The sequence below is a fragment of the Streptomyces sp. NPDC040622 genome, assembly GCF_055593965.1.
Map to the genome: position 1 here is coordinate 1 of NZ_JBVIXD010000013.1, position 21,192 is coordinate 21,192.

General features: G+C 74.0%; 11 protein-coding genes. 8 read left to right on the plus strand and 3 right to left on the minus strand.

What is annotated here, in order from left to right; genetic code table 11:
• From ACZ592_RS32950 to ACZ592_RS32965, 4 genes are all read left to right on the plus strand, one after another.
• Positions 1-6,471, plus strand: a 6,471-nt coding sequence (locus ACZ592_RS32950) for an HAD-IIIC family phosphatase (RefSeq protein ID WP_471585355.1), incomplete at its 5' end; no start/stop codon positions are given.
• Complete coding sequence (locus ACZ592_RS32955; RefSeq protein ID WP_471585356.1) at positions 6,464-9,160, plus strand: thioester reductase domain-containing protein; 2,697 nt, start codon at positions 6,464-6,466, stop codon at positions 9,158-9,160. The genes ACZ592_RS32950 and ACZ592_RS32955, both read left to right, overlap by 8 nt.
• Complete coding sequence (locus ACZ592_RS32960) at positions 9,157-10,257, plus strand: alpha/beta hydrolase (RefSeq protein ID WP_471585357.1); 1,101 nt, start codon at positions 9,157-9,159, stop codon at positions 10,255-10,257. The genes ACZ592_RS32955 and ACZ592_RS32960 overlap by 4 nt, the downstream gene beginning before the upstream one ends.
• A gap of 36 nt (positions 10,258-10,293) precedes the next feature.
• Positions 10,294-11,757: an MFS transporter gene (locus ACZ592_RS32965; RefSeq protein WP_471585358.1), complete on the plus strand. Its 1,464-nt coding sequence runs from the start codon at positions 10,294-10,296 to the stop codon at positions 11,755-11,757.
• A 26-nt stretch (positions 11,758-11,783) separates the two neighbouring features.
• On the opposite strand, the gene ACZ592_RS32970 is transcribed toward ACZ592_RS32965, so the two are convergent.
• Positions 11,784-12,692, minus strand: coding sequence for an aminoglycoside phosphotransferase family protein (locus ACZ592_RS32970; protein WP_471585359.1), 909 nt, complete (start codon positions 12,690-12,692; stop codon positions 11,784-11,786).
• Between the two features lie 212 nt (positions 12,693-12,904).
• On the opposite strand from ACZ592_RS32970, the gene ACZ592_RS32975 reads away from it, so the two are divergent.
• On the plus strand, positions 12,905-13,885 hold the full coding sequence (locus ACZ592_RS32975) for a sigma factor (protein ID WP_471585360.1): 981 nt from the start codon (positions 12,905-12,907) through the stop codon (positions 13,883-13,885).
• Here the strand turns inward: ACZ592_RS32975 and ACZ592_RS32980 are convergent.
• Positions 13,882-16,035, minus strand: a complete 2,154-nt coding sequence (locus tag ACZ592_RS32980) for a GTP-binding protein (protein WP_471585361.1) — start codon at positions 16,033-16,035, stop codon at positions 13,882-13,884. The two genes, ACZ592_RS32975 and ACZ592_RS32980, sit on opposite strands and share 4 nt — an antisense overlap.
• 188 nt (positions 16,036-16,223) lie before the next feature.
• On the opposite strand from ACZ592_RS32980, the gene ACZ592_RS32985 reads away from it, so the two are divergent.
• Positions 16,224-16,688, plus strand: coding sequence for a hypothetical protein (locus tag ACZ592_RS32985; RefSeq protein ID WP_471585362.1), 465 nt, complete (start codon positions 16,224-16,226; stop codon positions 16,686-16,688).
• Positions 16,689-16,771: 83 nt separating this feature from the next.
• On the opposite strand, the gene ACZ592_RS32990 is transcribed toward ACZ592_RS32985, so the two are convergent.
• The gene (locus ACZ592_RS32990) at positions 16,772-17,923 is read right to left on the minus strand and encodes a lysostaphin resistance A-like protein (RefSeq protein WP_471585363.1); all 1,152 of its coding nucleotides are present in this window, start codon (positions 17,921-17,923) and stop codon (positions 16,772-16,774) included.
• A 172-nt stretch (positions 17,924-18,095) separates the two neighbouring features.
• Here ACZ592_RS32990 and ACZ592_RS32995 point away from each other — a divergent pair, with 172 nt between their 5' ends.
• Both ACZ592_RS32995 and ACZ592_RS33000 read left to right on the plus strand, forming a co-directional pair.
• Positions 18,096-20,369: an ATP-binding protein gene (locus ACZ592_RS32995; protein WP_471585364.1), complete on the plus strand. Its 2,274-nt coding sequence runs from the start codon at positions 18,096-18,098 to the stop codon at positions 20,367-20,369.
• On the plus strand, positions 20,369-21,139 hold the full coding sequence (locus ACZ592_RS33000; RefSeq protein WP_471585365.1) for a response regulator: 771 nt from the start codon (positions 20,369-20,371) through the stop codon (positions 21,137-21,139). The genes ACZ592_RS32995 and ACZ592_RS33000 overlap by 1 nt, the downstream gene beginning before the upstream one ends.
• Positions 21,140-21,192 lie beyond the last annotated feature (53 nt).

A 21,192-nucleotide genomic window follows, 5' to 3' on the forward strand; every position in this document is an offset into this window, starting at 1 on the left:
GGTCATTCGCAGGGGGAGATCGCTGCCGCCTGTGTGGCGGGTGGACTCTCCCTGGAAGACGCCGCGCGTGTGGTGGCGTTGCGTTCTCGGGCGATTGTGCGGTTGTCGGGGCGTGGCGGGATGGTGTCTGTCCTGGCGCCTGAGGGTCGTGTGGTGGGCCGGCTGACGGATGGGCTGCAGGTGGCTGTGGTCAATGGTCCGGAGCAGGTGGTGGTGTCCGGTTCGCCTGGTGAGCTGGATGTGTTTGTGGCTGGGTGTGAGGCCGATGGTGTGCAGGTGCGGCGGATCGCGGTGGATTATGCCTCGCACTCTCCGCAGGTGGAGGACTTGCGGGCCGAGCTTTTGGATGTGCTGGCAGGGGTGGTACCGCGGTCTGGTCAGGTTCCGTTGTTCTCCACGGTGACGGGTGGGTTGATCGATACGGCTGTGATGGATGCGGAGTACTGGTTCACCAACCTGCGCCAGACCGTCCGCTTCGACGCCGCTCTGCAGGGGCTGCTGGAGGCAGGACACCACGTCTTCGTCGAGTCCAGCCCGCACCCCGTGCTCCTCGGCGCCGTCGTGCAGAACGCCGATCACCGCCGTACGCCGGGCGTGACCGCCGTCGGCACCCTGCGGCGCAACGAGGACGAGAAGGCCCAGTTGCTGCGCGGTCTGGCCGAGGTGTACGTCGCCGGGGTCGACGTGGACTGGTCGCCGTGGCTGGCGGGCGGCGCGCTCGTGGACCTGCCGACGTACGCCTTCCAGCGGCGCCGTTACTGGCAGCCCGCCGCGACCGCGGCCGCCGACGTCGGCGCCGCGGGACTCGACGCCGTGCGGCATCCGCTGCTGGGCGCCGCCGTCCGGCTCGCGGACAGCGACGACGTCGTCCTCACCGGACGCCTGTCGCGCGCCGCCCACCCGTGGCTCGCGGACCACGCGGTCTTCGGCACGGTGCTGCTCCCTGGCACCGCCTTCGTCGAGATGGCCCTGCGCGCCGCCGACGAGGTCGGCTGCGACACGGTGCGCGACCTCACGCTGACCGCGCCGCTGCACCTGCCCGAGCAGGGCGAGGTCGACCTCCAGGTGCAGATCGGCGGCGCGGACGGCGCCGGGCGTCCCCTCGACGTCTTCGCCAGGCCCCGCCGTTCCGACGGCACCGGGCAGTGGACGCGGCACGCGAGCGCCGTCCTCGCCGTGGGCGCCGCGACGCCGGACGCCTCCGACAGCCCCCTGCACGGCGCCGCATGGCCGCCCCCCGGGGCCGAACGGCTCGACGCCGCCACGCACTACGACACGATGGCCGACGCGGGCCTTGAGTACGGGCCCGCGTTCCAGGGCCTGTCCGACGTGTGGCGGCTCGACGGCGAGATCCTCGCGCAGGTCGCGCTGCCGGGCCGGCAGGCCGAGGAGGCGGAGCGCTTCGGCGTGCACCCGGCCCTCCTCGATGCCGCTCTGCAGGCCGCGGCCGTGGACGGCCTCGACGGCGCCACGCCACTGCCGTTCTCCTTCGGCGCGGTCAGCCTCTACGGCCGGGGCGCGAACGAGGTGCGGGTACGCATCGTGCCCACCGGCGGCGACACGTTCACGGTGGAGGCGGCCGACCCGTCCGGCACTCCGGTCGCCCGGATCGACTCCCTCCTCGTGCGGCCGGTGGCGGCCGGCGACCTGGCCACGCCGGACAGCAGCACGCAGGCGCTGCTCTCCGTCGCCTGGTCCCCGTACGTCCCGGCCGTCCCGGCCGACGGCGAAACGGCCGAGCGCGGCGCGTCCCTCGGCGCCGGGACCTCCGACGTGACGGTCCTGGACGTCGCCGAGGCGACCGGCGACGGTGCCGGGCTGGACCGTGCCGGGGTAAACGGTGCCGCGGACGACGCCGTCCGCGCGCGGGCCGTCCTCCAGGACACCCTGGACCGGGTACGGGAATGGCTGGCGCGGGAACGGCCCGCCACCGCGCGCCTGGTCGTGCTGACCCGTCGCGCGGTGCTCACCGGGGCCGAGGAGCCCGATGCCGCGCTCGATCTCACCCATGCCCCCGTGTGGGGCCTGGCCAGGGCCGCCCGCGCGGAGAACCCGGGCCGCGTGATCCTCGTCGACACGGATGCCGATGCCGATGCCGATGCCGCTGCCGCTGCCGCTGCCGACGCCGATGCCGCTGTCCACGCCCGTGCCGGCGGGCTCGACCCGGAGACGCTGGCCGACGTGCTGCGGTCCGGAGTTCCCGAACTCGCGCTGCGTGCAGGCCAGTTGTACGTACCCGCGCTCCGCCCCCAGAAGTCGGAGCCCGGCCCCGGCGCGTCGACGGCCGCCGCGTTCGGCACGGGCACCGTCCTGATCACCGGCGGTACGAGCGGCCTCGGCGCCCAGGTGGCCCGGCACGCCGCCCGTCTCGGCGCCCGGCACCTGCTCCTGCTGTCCCGGCGCGGTCCGGCCGGCGAAGGGGTGCCGGAGCTGCGCGACGAACTCGCCGCGGCCGGGGCCCGGGTCACCGTCCTCGCCTGTGACGCGGCGGACCACGAGCAGCTGGCCCGCGTCCTGCGCGAGCTGCCGCCGGAGTACCCGCTGACCGCCGTCGTGCACGCCGCCGGCGTACTCCGCGACGCCGTCGTCGAGTCCATCGCCGCCGACGACCTGGACGCCGTCCTGCGGCCGAAGATCGACGCGGCCTGGAACCTGCACACCCTGACCCAGGGGACGGAGCTGTCCGCCTTCGTGGTCTTCTCCTCCCTCGCGGGCGTCCTCGGCGGCGCGGGCCAGGGCAGCTACGCCGCGGCCAACGCGTTCCTGGACGCGCTCACGCAGCAGCGCCGCCGTGCGGGCCTGCCCGGACTCTCCCTGGCCTGGGGGCTGTGGGCCGAGGCCACCGGCATGACCGGGCACCTCGGCGACGCCGACCTGGAGCGGATCAACCGCGGAGGCGTCGCCGCCCTCTCCACCGGCCAGGGCCTCGCGCTCCTTGACGCCGCGCTGACCCGGGACGGTGACGACGCGCTGCTCCTGGCTGCCGCCCTCAACGAGCCCGTCCTGCGCACCACCGAACCCGCCCTGCTGCCCCCGCTCCTCGTAGGCCTGTTCCCGCCGCGCCGCCGGCTCGCCGGGGCCCGTCGCGAGCGCGCGTCGGACACGGGCGGACGCCTCTCGCTGGACTCGCGGGACGCGGTCGTGGACCGGCTGCGGTACCGGTTCGCCGCGACGATGGGCTACGACACCGCGGAACTCGACGCCGGCGCCGCACTGGTCGGCCAGGGCCTCGACTCCGTGATGGCCATGCAGATCCGCAGCCTCATCGAGGCGGACTTCGGCCAGTCCCTGCCGATCGCCTCCCTGTTCAACGGCGCCAGCGTGGACTCCGTCGCCGACCAGCTGATCGCGGGCGCGGGCGCGGGTACGGGCGCCGAAGAGGGCGCCGGGACCACCGCGGCCGAGGCCGTGGAAGAGGTGGTCGAGGAGGTCGTACGCCACCCCGCCACCCGCGATGTCGTACGGCTGCTCCGTGCCGAACAGCACGGCACGCCGGGCGTCACCCACCACATCGGGCTCGCCGTGCGGCTGACCGAGCCGACGACCCCGGCGCGGCTCGCCGAGGTGGTCTCCTCGCTCGCCGCCCGGCACGCCGCGCTGCGCACCGCGATCGTCCAGGACGCGGACGGCGGGCAGCAGTTGGAGGTGCGCCGCTCGCTCGACGGCGACCTCGTGCGGTGGTCGGACGTCGCCGAGGACACCGACGTGGACGAGCGGCTCTGCGCGCTGATGGAGCCGCCGTTCGAGCTGGCCGCCGCACCGCTGTGGCGGTTCGAGCTGCTCGCCCGCCCGTCCGGCGAGCAGGTCCTCGTGTTCGGCGCTCACCACGCCGTCTCCGATCTGGCCTCGCTCATGCTCGTGGCGCACGGCCTGGGAGCCGGACTCGTGGGCGCCGAACCGCCCGCCGAGGTCACCAACCGCGACATCGACCTGCTGCTGCGGGCGCAGGGCGGACAGCCCGAAGCGCCGTCCGGCACCGACTGGCGTGCGGACTTCGCGGGCGTCCGCAGGCTCGACCTGGAACTGGCCGCGCCCCGCCCCGCCGAGCGGTCGTACCGCTCGGCCATGCACCTGGCGGAGCTCCCGAGGGACCTCCAGGAGCGGGTGGAGGACCGGGCGAGGCGGCTCGGCATCACGCCCGCCGCGTTCTGGCTCGGCGCGCTGACCGCGCACCTCGCCCGGCTGCGCGACCGCGAACGGTTCGTCCTCGCGGTCCCCGTGGACACCCGCATGCACGTCTCCGCCCTCGACGCCGTCGGGTACTTCGGGCTGCCGATCCCGTACGCCGCCCAGGTCGAGGCGGGAGAGAGCGCCGCGGACGTGCTGCGGCGCACCGACAGCCGCCTCAGCCGGGTCCTGGAGCGCGGCGTCACGTTCTTCGACGCGATGTCCGCGCTCGTCCAGGAGGGCCTGTACCGGGCGGACGCGCCGTTGGTCGAGGTCTACTTCAACTACATGCCGCCGCAGGCCGGAGCCGCGGAGGGCCTGCGGATCGTCCCCGCGGGCACCGGCTACTCCGACCTGGACCTGATGGTCACGGTGATGCCCGGCCTCGGCAAGGTCGGCCTGGAGTACAACACCGACGTGCTCGACGACGCCTCCTGCGCGGCTCTCGCCGCCGAACTCCTGGAGCTCGCCTCCCGGTTCGCGGACGACGCGGAGACGCCCGCCGCGGCGCCGAGGAGCATCGCCGTCCCGGCGCAGGCGTCCGAGCCTGTCGTTCGGGTCGACGCGGCGGAGGTCCCGGAGGTCTCGGAGGTCTCGGAGGTCCTGGAAGTTCCGGAAGTCCCGGAAGCCCCGGCAGCCTTCGTACAGGCCGGCACCGCACTCGCGCCGACGCCCGCTCCCCAGATCGCCGTCGCCGCCACCTTCGCCCTCGGCAACCTCCCGGCCATGCTGTCCTTCGCCGTGGGGGAGGCCGGGGTCGAGGGCGGGCCGTTCGAGGTCGTGGAGGCGCCGTACCACCAGGTGCTTGCGAGCCTGCACGATCCGGGCAGCGTGTTCGTGCAGGCCCCGACGGCCGCGAACCTCGTGCTCCTGCGGCCCGGCGACCTGACCCGGTTCACGGACGCGGGGGACGAGCGCGAACTGCTCGCCCAGCTCGCCGACGAGTACCCGGCGGCGCTGCGCGCCCTGGCGCAGCGCACCCGCACCCCGCTCGTGGTGGCCTTCCTGCCGGAGAGCGCCGACGGCGGCCGCTCGCGGGACTGGGAACGGCAGGTGACGCGGCACCTCGCGGACCTGCCCGGCGTCGCCGTACTGCCCTCGGACACCTGGGCCGGCGACGACTACCCGGTGGGCGACGTGTTCGACGCCCACACCGACGCCATGGCGCACCTGCCCTTCCAGGACGAGTTCCAGGCGCTGGTGGCGCTGCGCCTGGCCGACGTCCTGCGCCAGGTCCGCCGCAGGGCACCCAAGGTGATCGTCGTCGACGGCGACGAGACGCTGTGGAGCGGCATTGCCGGTGAAGTCGGCCCCGAGAACGTCGACTTCACCGGGGCTCGAGCCGTGCTCGCCCGGCGGCTGGTGCAGTGGCGGGAGGCCGGCGTCCTGCTCGCCATGGTCTCCAACAACGACGAGGAAACCGTGCACCGCATCCTCGACCGCCCCGACAGCCCGCTGCGCCGCGAGCACTTCGCCGCGATCTCCGCGGCCTGGGAACCCAAGTGGACCCGGATCGTGCGGATCGCCGACGAACTGCGGCTCGGCCTCGACAGTTTCCTCTTCCTCGACGACAACCCCGTCGAGATCGCCGGGGTGCGCGCCCAGCTGCCCGAGGTGCTCTGCCTCATCTGCCCGGGCGCGGACGAGCTCACCGACTTCGTCGCCCGGCTGTGGCCGGCGGTGCCGCGGGCCGCGACGGCGGAGGACTCCGCGCGGGCCGACTTCTACCGGCAGGAGCAGGTGCGCGACGAGGCCCGCGCCCAGCTGGGCTTCGCCGAGTTCCTGGAGAACCTCCGGCTCGAACTCGACATCGAGCCGGTGACCGGGGAGACGGCCGAGCGCACCGTCCAGCTCAGCAGGCGCACCAACCAGTTCAACCTGCGGCCCCGCCCCCTGGACGACGCCGGCCTCGCGCGGCTCCGGGAGAGCGGGGAGGTGTGGACGGCGACGGCACGGGACCGCTTTGGCGCGTACGGACAGATCGGCGTCCTGGCCCTGACCGTCGACGGGGACGCGCTGGAGGTCGTGGCCTGGATGATGAGCTGCCGGGTGCTCGGCCGTGGCGTCGAGGACCGGCTGCTGCAGTGGCTGGCCGACCGGGCCGAGGCCCACGGCTGCGCCACGGTGCGTCTGATCGCCGAGAACACGCCCCGCAACATTCCCGCCCGGCGCCTGGTGTCCCGCCTCGGCGGCGGCGACGTCGACGCACCCCGCCTGGAGACGGCGGTGGGGCTCGTACAGCTTCGGGAGTTCCGTTCCTGGGACCCCACAACCGATCACGCAGCGGAGGTCAGCAATGCCTGAGGCGGCCGGCGGCACCAGTCGCAACCGCACTGTCAACCGGCGGCCGGAGGAGGAGGTGATCGAGCGGCGCGGCCCCGGACGGGCCGCCGCGTCCGATCTCCTCGCGCACTTCCGCAAGCCGCCGGCCGGGCCCGCCGCAGCGCAGCCGGTCACCGGAACGGTGAAAGCCACGGGAGGTACGGGGGACAAGGGGAGTACGGGGGACCAGGGGAGTACGGGAGGCAAGGGGGGTACGGGAGGCAAGGGGGGTACGGAGAAGGCGCGGGCCGCGGCGACACCGCAGGCCGCCACCTCCACGGGTACCGCCGAAGCCCGGCCCGCGCGGACCGTGACGGAGGTCGCCGCGGACATCGCGGCCCGGGCCGCGCACCTCCTGCCCGGCGGTGCGCCCGACACCGAGACGGACCTGTTCGACGCCGGTCTGTCGTCCGTGGGCGCCGTCGAACTCGTGGCGCTGCTGGCGCGGGAGCTGGACGTACAGCTCACCCTCGACGACGTCTTCGCCGACGCCAGGCCGCGGCGCCTCGCGCAGCGCTGGGCCACGGCCATGGGCCTGCCCACGACCGTGCCCACGGCGGACCCGGCGGACCCGGTGGCCCCTGTGACCACACCGATAGCCGTGGCCACACCAGTAACCGTGGCCACGCCGACGACCCCCGCGACCGCACCGACCGAGACCGCACCGACCGAGACCGCACCGACCGCGGCCACTCCCGTCGTCCTCCCGCCCACCCCCGCCGTCACCCCGAGCACCACGCCCGACCAGGCAGGCGCCTCCATCGCGCCCGTCGTGGTCCGGGCCTCCGAGGACGGGGCGCACGAGGACCTGGAGACGATCCTCGCCGACCTCGCGCTGGCCGACCGGCTGCCGTTCAGCCGCCAGGCCGACCCCGTGCCGCCGCGCCGCATCCTGCTGACCGGAGCCACCGGGTACCTCGGCAGCCACCTCCTGCTCGACCTGCTGCGGCAGGGCGACGCCCACGTGGTGTGCCTGGTGCGCGCGGCCGACGACGCGGCGGCGGAACGGCGGGTCGGCGACGCCCTGGCCGAGTTCGACCAGCCCTGGACCGCCGAGGTCCGGCGCCGGGTCACGGTCCTCGCGGCCGACCTCAGGCAGCCGTGCCTCGGTCTGACCCAGGAGGCCTGGGACGGCCTCGCCCAGGACATCGACTCGATCGTCAACGTCGCCGCCGCGGTCGACTTCCTGCGCGGCTACCCCTCGCTGCGTCAGACCAACGTGCTCGGCCCGCTGGCCCTCGCGGAGCTGGCGATGACGGGACGGGCCAAGCCGCTGCACCACATCTCCTCGGTCGCCGTCTTCAACGAGGTCGGCATCGAGAAGATGGGCGAGGACGACCCGGTCGCCCACATCGACCGGCTCTTCGCCGGCTACGACAAGTCGAAGTGGGCCGCCGAGGCGGTGCTGCGGCGGGCCCGCGAGCACGGCCTGACCGTCACGTTCCTGCGGCCCGGCGCGATCGGCGGCCACACCCGTACCGGCGTGTACAACCCGCGCGACCTCAGCACCGGCCTGATCGGCGCGTTCTCCCGCTACCGGACCGTGCCGGCCTTCAAGTTCATGAACCTCGCGCCGGTGGACTGGATCAGCAGGATCACCGCAGGCGTGGTCTTCGACCCCTCGGCCTGGGGCCAGAACTACAACGTCACCGGCCGGGCCGAGACGCTGCCCGAGCTGGTCAAGGACATGAAGCTGGCGGGCATGAACGTCCGGGTGGCCAACTGGCGCGAGTGGCGGGACGACCTGCTGCGGCGGCACGCGGCCGACCCGGTGCCGGAACTCGACTTCCTGATCCGCATCCTGAGCAGTCCCACCGCCATGAAGCTCTTCGAGGCGCTGATGTTCGGCCCGGAGGCCGGCTCGGAGCGCACCGACCGCTTCGTCGCGCGCCACCGGCTGCCCGATGCCGAACGGTACGGGGCCCAGGCGCAGTTGAAGACGTTCGAGCGGATGGCGAAGGACGGGGTCGCCCGGCTGCCCAGCCGCGAGGACCCGCCCTACCTGTCGTTCCGCGAGCGGACCAAGGGCCGGGTCGGGCCGGTCGGCGGGGAGCGCGACACCAAGTGCCGGATGGCGCTCACCCTCTCCATCGCCAGCATGTACCAGGTCGTGCGGCACCGGAAGATCGACGTGCGCGGCGAGGTGAGCTGCGAGCGCCTGCACCCGGAGCCGCTGTCCGTGGAGGCGGGAGAGATCTGGGTCCGCCCCGACGAGGGCGTACCGCTGCGGCACGGCAGCGACCATCCGCTGCTGCGCTACCGGCTCGTCCTGGTGGACCGCGACGGCGGGCGCTGGTGGCTCGAGGGCTGGAAGACGGCGCGCGCCAGCCGCGACTTCTGGAAGCAGACCCGGACCATCGAGGTCACCCTCGGCCGGGAGGGCGGACCGGCGAGCCTCGCCGGTGTCGTCAAGGTCCCCGGCAAGAGCTACGTGCCCGACCAGATCGACGGCATCCAGGTCGACCCGCGGCTGTCGTCGCAGGAGCGCCGCCTGGCCAAACTCGCCTGGCTCTCCTGGTTCTTCGTCCAGGTCGGCATGGGGCTCGCCGAGCCGTCGCTGCGGGCCGTCGCCGAACTCCTCGACCTGCGCAAGGACGCCATCGACCGGGACCAGGACAAGCTGCAACGCAAGATCAGGAAGCTGATGATCAAAAGGGAGCAGACCCGATGACCACGCTGAGGCCCCTCCACCACGCACTCGGCGACCGGGTCGAGGACATCCCCTTCACCGCCTCCGACGGCACCCGGCTCGGCCTGACCCGGGTCGCCCCCGAGGACGGCTCCACCGACCGCCCGGTCGTCCTCGTGCTGCACGGACTGACCGCGTCGTCGGACATGTTCCTGCTGCCGGAGACCCGCAACCTGGTGGACGTCCTGCTCGACGCGGGCTACGAGCCGTGGCTCCTCGACTGGCGGGGCAGCTGCCGGCTGCCCTACAACGAGGGCCGGGTCCGGTACACCTTCGACGACGTGGCGCTCTACGACATCCCCGAGGCGGTGTCGCTGATCAGGGAACGGACCGAGGGCCGTGAACTCCTCGTCGTGGCGCACTGCATCGGCGCGATGTGCCTGTCCCTGAGCATGGCGGCGGGCCTGGTGCCCGGCCTGTCCGGGGTCGTCGCGCAGGGCGTGTTCCTCACCCCGAAGATGTCCTGGAAGACGCGGGCCCGCCTGCACTTCGGCGGGGAACTGCTGCGCTCCCGGCTCGTCAACATCCCCACCGACTTCAAGAAGGTCGGGATGTGGTCGAAGCACTCGCTGATCTTCGCCGAGGTGTCGCTGGGCGCCGAGTGCAAGGACCCCAACTGCCAGATCCTGCACAACGACTCGTGGGGCGTGGGCGGTTCGCTGTTCGAGCACGACAACCTCGACCAGGTCACCCACGACCGCCTCGCCGACCTGTACGGCACCGTGCCGATGTGGATCCTGCCGCATCTGCGCAGCATCGAACTGGCCCACACGATGATGCGGTACAACGACGGCGACGGCCGCTACGACGCGCTGCCGAAGAACGCCCTGGACCACGCGGGCGAGTTCGGGACGCCGTTGATGCTGCTCTCCGGCAGCGACAACCGCTTCTGGTACGACTCGAACGAGATCTGCCACGACATCCTCAGGCGCCGCTACCCCGAGACGGACGTCCGCTACGTGGAGGTGCCCGGCTACGGCCACCTCGACGCGTTCATCGGCCGCAACGCCGCGCTGGACGTGTTCGGCCACATCGTCGACTTCCTCGACGAGTGCCGCACGGTCCCGGCGCGGGTCTGACGGCATCCGACGGCAAGGGAACGGAAAAGAGATCCGATGACCTCCGCGCACGAGCGGCCGGGCGGCTCCGCGGCGCCCGGCACGCGCCTGCTGATGCCCGTCATCCTGCTCGCCATCTTCACGGTCCCGCTGTCGGTGTCCGGCACCGCGGTGTCCCTGGGCGACATCTCCGACGACCTGGGCCGGTCGTCGGCGGGCGAGCAGTGGGTCCTCAACGGGTACAACCTGACGTTCGCCTGCTCGACCCTCGTCTGGGGCTCGGTCGCCGACGTCGTGGGGCGCTGGCGGGCCCTGCTCCTCGGGCTCATCACCTTCGGCGCCGGGTCCGCGCTCAGCCTCGTCGCCGGCAACTACCTGGTCCTTGACGGGGCCCGGCTGCTGGCCGGTGCGGGGGCCGGGGCCGTCTTCTCGGTGGGCTCGGCCGTCGTGTCGTCGAACTTCGAGGGCGAACGGCGCACCCGCGCGTTCGCGCTCCTCGGGTCGGTCGCCGGCCTCTCCCTGGCGTTCGGCCCCTCCCTGTGCGGTCTGCTGACCCAACTCGTCGGCTGGCGCCTGGTCTACGGCTTCCAGCTGGTCTGTCTGGTCCTCGCGTGCGCGGGCATGCCGCTGATCCGAGGGGCCGCCGCCCACGAGAAGCGGCACGCGGCCCGGATCGACGTGGCGGGCGCCGCGCTCTTCTGTACGGCGACCACCGTCACGCTCGGCGGCCTCGCCCTCGGCTCCGCGACGGGCTGGGCCTCGCCGCCCTTCCTGCTGTGCACGGCCGTCGGCATCGGCTGCTACGCCCTGTTCGCCTGGCGCGAGTCCACCGCGCCCAACCCGCTGCTGAGCCTGGGCACCCTGCGCAGCAGGCGGTTCTCCGGCATCACGCTGGTGGTCGCGGTGGCGTCGTTCACCTTCACCAACGCGGTCGCCTACCTGCCGGTCTTCTTCCAGGGCGCCTACGACGCGTCGCCCGGGGCCAGCGGCGCGTACCTGATGTTCCTGACCCTGCCCGTGCTGGTCGCCCCGCTGATCGCGGCCCGCCTGACCGCACGCGGCACGCCGCCCCACACGGTCTTCACGTGGAGCATCGGCCTGCTGGTCGCGGGGCTCGTCCTCGCGGGCGCGACCGCCGGGCCGGGGCTCGGCTGGATGATGCTGCCGATGGTGGTCGTCGGCATCGGGTTCGGGCTGCAGGCGGGTCTCGTCGACGGGGAGGCGCTCGCGCACGTACCGGCGGACGAGGCGGGCATGGGGGCGGGCTGGATCAACACGGTGCGCCTGGGCAGCGAGGCCATCGCGGTGTCGCTCTTCGGGTCGCTGTTCGCCAGCTTCGCGGGCAGCGCCGCGCACGCCTCACGGCAGGGGTTCGCCGCCATCACGATCGGCTCCACCCTGTGCGCTGCGGTGCTCGGCGTCGTGTCGGTCCTGCTCATGCGGCGCCCGGACCCGGCCGATCCGGCCCGGACCGACCCCGCCCGCCGGGACGCGGACCCGGCGGACACGAAGGTCGGCTGACCGCCCCGCGAAGTCCCCCGGCAGCGCTACGACTTCGCGTGCTCGGCGAAGTCGTCGAGCACCGCGTTCAGGTGCCGCAGCGCCGCCGTCACCCGCGCCGGGACCGCGAAGAACGGGTCGTCGGGGACCGGCAGCGACCCGGCGAGCGCGAGGCCGCGGGCCCGCGCCCACGTCGCGTCGTCCAGGGCGACCGCCGCGCGGAAGGCCTCCCGCGCCTCGGCGGGCAGGAACATCCAGGTGGGGATGAGGTCGCAGGCGGGGTCGCCCACGGCCAGCGTGCCGAAGTCGATGACGGCGCTCAAGTGGCCGTCCACGGAAAGGAGATTGCCGGTCGCGAGGTCGCCGTGCAGCCACACCGGGTCGCGGTCCCACGCGGGCGCCGCGAGCGCCGCGTCCCAGACGGCCGTGACGGCCTCCGTGTCGACGACGCCGTCCAGCTTCGCGATCTTGGCCCGGACGAGCGAGTCGGCGGCCAGCGAGTCGCACTCGGTGCCCACGCGCTCCCCGCGGAAGGCGTTGCTGAGGCCGGGGGCGGGGCCGTCGGTGGCGTCGGCCTTCTGCAATGCGCCGATGAATGCGGCGAGTTCGCGGGCCGTGCGCACGGGGTCGGCGAGCCCGTCGGTGGTCGCGGCCTCGCCCTCAAGCCAGCGGTAGACCGACCACGGGAAGGGATAGCCCTGCCCGGGACGGCCCGCGGCGACCGGCGTCGAGACGGTGAGGGGAAGCTGCGGGGCCAGCCACGGCAGCCAGCGCTGCTCGCGCTCGACCTGTCCGGTCCACCGGGGGTAGCGGGGGAGCCGTACGGACAGGTCGTCGCCGAGCCGGAACGTCGCGTTGTCCATGCCGGGCAGCGGCACCGCGGAGACCGGCAGTCCGGCCCACTGCGGGAACTGCTCGGCGAGCAGCGCGCGGACCAGGTCGGCGTCGATCGTCACGTACGGCTCTCCTCGGGGGACGGCGGTGGGGCGAGGCCTCATCCCACCCCTCGCGCCGGCCCTTGTCCACCGGATTTCGGCGCCGGCGGCTCACGTACTCTTCAGCAGCACCGGCTCTTCGGCAGCATCGAGAGCGCTGGTCACGCAGGGGTGGGGTTGGTCCGTCATGGCTGGGCACGGCTGGGACGGGACGCGACGGGAGAATGTGACGGATGGACGAGAACGGATCGGCGCAGGTCGCGCTCGCGGCCCGGTTCGAGGAGCACAGGCCACGCCTGAACGCGGTCGCGTACCGCATGCTCGGCTCGCTGGGCGACTCCGAGGACGCGGTGCAGGAGGCGTGGTTCCGCCTGAGCCGCACGGAGGCCGGCGCGCGGACGGAGCTGGACGGGGGAGAGCGGCAGGGCGCGGGAGAGGGGCAGGGTGCCGGTGAGGTGCACAACCTCGGGGGCTGGCTCACCACGGTCGTCGGCCGCATCTGCCTCGACCAGCTGCGCTCGCGCCAGTCCCGCCGCGAGGACTCCCTGGACGCGTCCCTGCAGACCTTCGGGGAGACGCACGTGCCCGACCCGGTCGTGACCCGGGTGGGCACGGCCGACCCCGAGCAGGAGGTGCTGCTCGCCGACTCGGTGGGCCTCGCGCTCCTGGTCGTCCTGGAGACGCTGGCGCCCGCCGAGCGGCTCGCGTTCGTGCTGCACGACATGTTCGCCGTGCCCTTCGACGAGATCGCGCCCGTCGTGGAGCGCTCCACGGCCGCGACCCGGCAGCTGGCCAGCCGCGCCCGGCGCCGCGTGCAGGGCTCCGCGCCGGCCGCGGAGACCGACGTCGCCAAGCAGCGCGAGGTCGTCGAGGCGTGGATGGCCGCGACGCGGGCCGGCGACTTCGAGGCGCTCCTCGCCGTCCTCGACCCCGACGTCGTGCTGCGCGCCGACACCGGCGAACTGGCCTCGGGCCTCTCCAAGGTGGTGCGGGGCGCCGCCGCCGTGGCCGGTCAGGCGGCGATGTTCGCCCGGATGGCCGCCCACCAGCACATGGTGCTCGTCAACGGCCTGCCCGGACTGGTCGGGCTCCCCGGCGGCGAGGCGGTCTCGCTCGGCGCCTTCACCGTCGTGGACGGCAGGATCGTGGAGATCAACATCATCGCCGACCAGGACCGGCTGCGGCGCCTGGTCGCACCGGGGGTCGCGTCCTAGGTCGCGGCCTCCCGCCCGGTGCCGCTCGTCCGGCGCACCACCCGCAGCAGGTAGTCCTTGCGGTGCAGCGGGTCGTGGTCCGTCCGTTCGCGCGTCGGGACGGTGCCGCCCCGCACCGGCTCGTAGTGGTCGAAGGCGGACTCCAACTCGCCCTCGCCGCGCGTGAGTCCGGGCAGCGACTGCTCCAGGGCGTGCACCTGCTGCGCGGGTACGTCCCCCTCCAGGCGGTAGGCCGTCCCGCCGGCCGCCCGGGTGTGCGGGACGGCCCGCAGCCGGGCGAGTACGGGCAGGACCGCGCCGACCGTGTCGGCGGGCACGTCGAGCCGGAAGCGGTGCATCGGCTCGTGCACAGTGGTGCCCGCCTCCCGCAGTGCGTCCATCAGGACGAGCGGCGTCAGGTTCCTGAAGTCGCCCGCGGTGCTCGACATGCTCTTGTCGAAGGTGCCGTGGGCGTGGCTCTGGCGCGGCCAGTACCCGGCGTGCGTCATCGTGACCGCGCAGTCGGGGACGCACCAGCCGTGCACGCCCTGGCGCAGCGTCTCCCTGACGGTCTCCTCGACGGCCCGGAAGAACGCGTACGGCATCGAACCGAGCTCGACCCCGAGCCGGAACTCCACACCCGCGCCGACCGGCGCGGGCGCCACCCGCAGTCCGACCGTGGCGAGGAACGGGTTGGGCTCCTTGTCGATGATCTCGAACGCCGAGCCCGTCCCGACGACCCGCTCCACGCAGATCGTCGTCGTCTCCCGGAAGGAGACGTCGAGCCCGAAGTCCTCGGCGAGCGTCGCCTGGACGACCTCCTTCTGCACCTCTCCGTAGAGCGAGACCGACACCTCCTGGCGGATGCCGTCCTGCCGCAGGCCGATCAGCGGATCCTGCTCGGCGAGCTGTGTGAGCGCGAGGTGCAGGGCGCCCCGGTCGGCGGGCCGCAGCGGGGCGACGACCGTTTCCAGGGTCGGCGGCGCGAAGAAGTGACCTGCCGGGTCGACCCCTTCGCGCGGTACGCCGATGACGTCGCCGATCCGGACGTCCCCCAGCCCCCAGAGCTTGCCGATCTCCCCGGCCCTGACCTCCGGCCGCCGCACGTCCGTGCCCCGGTCGAAGACGGTGACCGAGGTGACCTTGCCTTCGCGGGCGGCCCCCGGACCGTCCCCGCCGCGCCCGGCGCCGATGTCCAGGCGGTCGCGGGTGCGGATGGTGCCCGCGAACATCCGTACGTACGCGATCTTCTCCCCGGCCGTGCCGCGCTCGACCTTGAACACGCTGCCGGAGACGGGCCCTTCGGCGTCACCGACGGTGGCGGGCAGCAACTCCCGGATGCCTGCCGTCAGTTCGGGAACGCCCACACCCGTCGCCGCCGACCCGAAGAACACCGGGTGCACGAGGGCGCGTCGGGTCTGCCGGGCCAGCTCGGTGCGCAGACGGTCGTACGAGAGGGAGGCCGGGTCGTCGACGTACGCGGACAGGAGTGCGTCGTCGTGCCCGGCGAGCAGCTCGGTCAGCCGCGCGGTGAACCCGCCGGATTCGGCGTCCGCCGCGGTGAACGGGGCGAACCCCGCCCCGCGCGTTCCGAGTCCGGCGACCGTGCCCATCGGGACGATGTCCGGCGTCAGGCGCTCGGCGATGTGCCGCAGGACGCCCTCGTAACGGGCGCCGCCGCGGTCCGTCTTGTTGACGAAGATCAGCGTGGGGATGCGCAGCCGTCGCAGGGTGCGCAGCAGGACGCGGGTCTGCGCCTGGACGCCCTCCACGGCGGAGACCACGAGCACGGCACCGTCGAGCACGCTCAGGACCCGCTCCACCTCGGCGATGAAGTCCGGGTGTCCGGGGGTGTCGATGAGATTGACCGTGACGCCGTGGGGGTGACGACGGATACCGCAATCGGCATCGGCATCGGCATCGGCATCGCCCTTGCCATCGCCGTCGGCTGGGGGTGCGTCGATGACGAAGGAGACGACCGCGGACTTGATGGTGATACCGCGCTGCCGCTCCAGGGCGAGCGAGTCGGTCAGGGTGTTTCCGTCGTCGACGCGGCCGACCTCGTCGATGACACCCGCGGTATGCAGCAGCCGTTCGGTCAGGCTGGTCTTACCTGCGTCGATGTGGGCCAGAATGCCCAGGTTCAGAGTGTGCGGGGCAGATGAATGCACGTACCGTCATGTCCTTTGGGGAAGTGGGAATTCCTTTCGCTTGGGACATGCGCGAACGCCGCATTTTCTCTCCTTCGCCGACTCCGCCGGACTCTCGCCGGCTCCCCGACAGTGCAGCAGGAGGCAGTCGGGCGCGGCAAATGATTTAGTACGCGCTCACGGCAGTTTCGCAACGGGAGAGTTCAAGCATGCGCAAGACAGTCACCGGAATCGCCCTGGTCGCGGCGCTCACCCTGCTCACGGGGTGTGGTTCGGACGGGGGCAAGGATTCCGGCGAGGGGGCGGGGAAGAAGGGCGGATCCTCGTCCGGGGCCTCGGCCGAGCAGGGCGGCGCGTCGAAGGAGGGTGGCGGGACCAGCACCCACGAGGTGACCTTCGAGGTGGGCGGCACCGGCAAGACACAGATCATGTACGTCTCCGACACCAACCACATGGAACAGGTCTCCCTGCCCTGGAAGAAGACCGTCCAAGTGACTCTGGAAGGCGCGGAGTTGAAGGTCGGCCACACGGTGTCCGTCGTGCCTGGCTCGACCCGGGGCAGCGACGGCATGCTCAGCGCCGCCCCGTGCGTCATCAAGGTCGACGGCAAGCAGGTCGCCGACAACGACGGCGGCAAGGCGAAGAAGCCGATGTGTGAGCACATGCTGAAGTAGCGGCGCACGGAGCGGGGCGGCTCACCGCGTGCGTCGAGCCGCCCGGCGCCGCGGCCGCGGACCGGCCCTCGCCGCCCCGCCGCTCACCGGCCCGCCACCCCCGCCCCGGCTCCCGCGCTCTCCTTCACGCCGGAGCCGGAGCCGGAGCCGGATTCGGAGCCGGAGCCGGATTCGGAGCCGGACCCTGCCCCCGCGCTCACCGCAGCGATCCCGCTCCGCCCCGCCAGCCGCAGCACGATGGCCGCGTACGCGCACAGCATCACCACGTCGACGCCCACCGACAGCACGTCCATGTCCGCCGCCGTCTCGTCGGAGGACAGCGCGCCGGCGATCGCGGCCGAGACGCCCATCGCCAGCAGGTTGTTGACCACGTGCAGGCCGATCGCCGCCTCCAGGCCGCCCGTACGGACCGTCAGCACGCCCGCCACCAGGCCGAACACCACCAGGTCGGCGAAGCCCCACGGCGTGCCCCAGCCGTGGGCCGAGGCGAACAGGAACGCCTGCGGCAGGACCGCCACCCATGGCGAGCGGCACCAGGCGCCGACGGCCTGGGTGAGCCAGCCCCGGAACACGTACTCCTCGGCCGAGGCCTGGAACGGCACCAGCACGCACACCATCGCGAGGCCGAGCAGGAAGTCCGGCAACCCGGCCCACTCGGCGCCGCCTGTGCTGCCCGTGCCGTCGTCCGACGAGCCGGGCAGCAGCAGCATGATCCCCAACGACACGGCGACCAGCGGCAGCGCGACGACCAGACACCGCCCCAGCCAGCGACGGCGCAGCCGGCCGGTCACCGACGACAGGGTGCCCACGGGACGGCGCTGCGCCCAGCGCGCGGCCAGGAACACCACGGGGGTGAGGAGAGCGAGGACCAGCAGCGACTGCCCCGTCTCCCCGATGCCGCCCCAGACGCGGAACCCGTCCTTGCCGACGGGCCGGTGCAGGAACGCCCCCGCGACCTCCCAGACGAGCAGCACGCCCATCATCGTGACCAGCGCGCCGGCCAGCACCAGAGCGGTCCCCGCCACCGGCCGCCACCACTGGCGGCGGCCGGTGGCCAGGGCGAGACGGTGGTAGGGCAGGGGCGGCGTGTCCTCGGGGAACCGCGGCTCGTACGGCGGGTGCGGCGGGTACGGGGCGCGCGCGGGCCGGCCGTGCCAGCCGTACGGGGCGTGCTCCGCGGGGGCGGGCTCCTCGTAGGCGTACGGGGAGCGGTCCGGGTCGGGCGTGGTCGTCATGCCCACCAGCATTCCGGCCGCGCGGGGCCGGGGCGTCCCCCGCCCGTACGATCACGCTCTCCAACCAGGGATAGAGCTCGCGGGGGACGACCCGGCCCCCGGGAGGCGGAACCTCGGTCCCGGGAGGCGGAACCTGGGCCTTGAGATCACCCTCCGTATCATCGGAGGCCCTATGGAGCGGATACGTAACTGGCTGCTGCCCGTGCTGCTGGCGATCCAGCAGCTGGCCTACTGGCCGGGCCGCACCCTGCGCGACGCCGACCCGGTCGGCACCGGCCAGCTCGTGGCCGCGTTCGCCGCGGCGGCCGTGATCACCGGGGCGCTCGGCGTGCGCCGGAGCCGTCCCGTCGCCGCGGCGCTCACCGTCGAGGCCGTCCTGGTCGCCGGGGTGGCGCTGCCGGAGGACGCGACGCTCCTGCACTCGCTGAGCGTGCTGGTCGCCCTGTACTCGGTGACGGTGCGCAGCCCGGGGCGGACGGCCGCCGTCGTCGGGTCGGTCCTCGTCCTGTGCGAGGCGGGCCGTTCGGCGGTGCTGCTCGACTCGGGCGTCGAGGCCGGCGGCGATGTCGCGATCAACGGCGTGCTCTTCCTGATCGTCGCGGGCCTGGGCCGCAGCCGCCGCCGCTGGCTCGCCGGACGCGGCGCCGCCGCGCGGGAGCTCGCGCGGGCGGAGGCCGAACGCTCCCGGGCCGCCCGCACCGAACGCGAGCGCCTCGCCCGCGAACTGCACGACGTCAGCGCCCACCACCTCACCTCGGTCGTCGTCACCGCGGACGCCGCGCTCCGGCTCGGCGACCGCAGGCCCGAACTGACCGCACAGGCCCTGGCCTTCGCCGCCGACACCGGACGCGAGACGCTGGCGGCGCTGCACCGCCTGGTGGCGATGATGCGGACCTCGGCGGCGGACGAGGAGAGCCCCCTGGAGGACCGTGTCGGCGAACTGGCCGCAGGCTTCGCCCGCCTGGGCCTGCGCCCCACCGTCGAGGTGTCGCCGCAGGCGGCGTCGCTTGCGGGCGGCCCGGTGGCGGGCGGCCCGGTGGCGGAGGCGGCGTTCGCCGTCGTGCGCGAGGCCCTCACGAACGCCCTGCGCTACGCCCCCGGTGCGGCGGTACGCGTCCGGATCCGGGCCACGGCCCCCGACGGCACGCTGGAGGTGAGCGTCGAGGACGACGGGGCACGCGCCGAGGACGACGGCACCGCGGTGGCGCCGGGCGGCGTTCTCGTGGCGCGGCAGCGGTTGGGGTCGGGGCGGGGTACGGCGGGGATGCGGGAGCGGGCGGCGGCGCTCGGCGGCACGTTGGAGTGCGGGCCGCGGTCCGATGGCCCCGGCTGGTCCGTACTGGCCCGGCTGCCGCGCGCCACCGGGATCCTGCCCGCCCGTGCCGCGCGCCATCGCGCCCTGCGCGGCCTCGACCTGTCCGACGGCGCGGTCACGCTGGCCGTCGCCACGCTCCCGCTCTTCGTGGTCCTCGTCGAGGAACCCGCCGCGACCGCCCGGGCCCTGGGCCCCGCCGTCGCCCACGCGCTCCCGCTCCTGTGGCGGCGCGCGGCGCCCTGGGCGGTGCTCTGCGCGGTCCTCGCCACGGCCTGGCTCGCACCGCTCGGCCTCGCCTTCGGACTGCTGACACCGGCCGTCGCGCTGTCCCTTGCGGGGGCGGGCGGCCTCGCCGAGTGCGTGGCCGTGTTCGCGGTGGCGGCGTTCGCGGGGCCGCCCCGCCTCACCTGGCCCGTGATGGGCGCGGCGGCGGCAGGACTGTGCCTGTCCTCGCTCGCCGTCGCGTCGGCCGACGGCATGCCGGACCTGAAGGGCGACGGCGGCCCCGGACTCCTCCTCTTCCTCGCGGCCGTGCTCTGCGCGGTGTTCCTGCTGCCGATGGCGGCGCTCTGGGGCCTCGGCGCGGGGGTGCGGACGCGGCGCGAGCGGATCAGGGCGTGGGAGGGCCACGCGCTCACGGCGACGGTGTGGGCGGCGGTCGCCGAGGCGCACCAGGAGCGCGGCCGGATCGCGGCGGAGCTGCGCGGCCAGGTCCTGCGGCACGCCGACGCGGTGGTCCTCCGGGCCGAGGCGGGCGACCTGCGCGGGGTCGCGGACGAGGCGCGGGCGGGCCTGTCGGCGATGCGGGACCTGCTGGCCGCGCTGAGAGAGGTGACGGGCCCCGGTACCGTACGCGAGCCGGACCGGCGGCAGAACGGGCTGCCCGAGCCCCCGGCACCGACCCTGACGTCGCCCCCGGCACCGACCCCGACCCTGACGTCGCCCCCGACGTCGATCCCGGCACCGACCCCGACCCCGACCCCGACCTCGGCCCGGAGTCCGGCCGGGAGCCTGAAGGAGACACCCCCATCAGTACCGAGCACGCGTCCGGCGCCGGAGCGAGCGGCCCTGGCGCCGACCCCGGCCTCGCCCCCGCCCCCGGTGACCGCGGAAGCACGCCCGTCCGGGTGATGGTCGTCGACGACCAGGCCGTGGTCCGCGCCGGATTCGCGGCGATCGTCGACGCGGAGCCGGACCTCCAGGTGGTGGCCGAGGCGGTGGACGGGGCCCACGCGGTGCAGCTGGCCTCCGAACTCGTTCCGGACGTCGTCCTGATGGACATCCGCATGCCGGGCATGGACGGCCTGACGGCGACGCGCCTGCTGACGGGGGGTGCGGGAGCTGGTGCGGGTGCCGCCGGTCCGGCCGGTGCGGGGCCGGTGCCGCGGGTGCTGGTCCTGACCACCTTCGACCAGGACGCCTACGTCCACGACGCCCTGCGCGCGGGCGCCTCCGGTTTCCTCCTGAAGGACGCGCACCCCGAGGAACTCCTCACCGGCATCCGCATCGTGGCCTCGGGCGAAGCCATGCTCGCCCCCACCGTCACGCGCCGCCTGATCGACGCCTTCGCCGGTACGGACCCCGCCCCGGACCCCGCACTCCTCGACGCCCTCACACCCCGCGAGCGCGAGGTCCTGACGCTGGTGGCGGCCGGTCACACGAACGCGGAGATCGCCGACGCCCTCGGCGTCACGACCGGCACCGTGAAGTCCCACGTCAACGCGGTGCTGGGCAAGCTGGGGCTGCGCGACCGCGTCCAGGCGACGATCCTCGCGTACGACCTGGGCCTGGCCCGGCCCCGGCGGGCGCACCAGACCGGCGCACCAGACCGGGCGCACCGGACGGGGCACGCCGAAGGGCCCGGCCGATCACTCGGCCGGGCCCTTCGAGAAGCCGGCTGACCCGCGGGGGTGCACCGCACGCCGGTCAGACGGATCCACGCTCGTGAAGCGGT